Origin of the sequence: Mycobacterium persicum, assembly GCF_002086675.1 — a bacterium.
Lineage (GTDB): Bacteria > Actinomycetota > Actinomycetes > Mycobacteriales > Mycobacteriaceae > Mycobacterium > Mycobacterium persicum.
Map to the genome: position 1 here is coordinate 1 of NZ_MVIF01000378.1, position 228 is coordinate 228.

1 pseudogene is annotated in these 228 nt (G+C 76.8%); it reads left to right on the forward strand.

From position 1 onward, the window contains the following. Positions 1 to 228, forward strand: a pseudogene (locus BST40_RS33740) (hypothetical protein); the annotation flags it as partial.

Below are 228 nucleotides of genomic sequence, written 5' to 3' on the forward strand. Positions count from 1 at the left end.
GGCGGCCAAGGCGGTGTGGGTGGCACCGGTGGCACCGGTGGTCAAGGTGGTACCGGCACCGACAGCACCAACCCGGCGGTGGCGGGTCAGGCCGGCGGCACCGGCGGCACCGGCGGCCAAGGCGGCGACGCCGGCAAGGGCGGTTTGGGCTCCACTGTTGGTGCTGATGGCACCGCCGGCAACGGCGGCACCGGTGGCGTGGGCGGCACCGGCGGCAAGGGCGCGGAC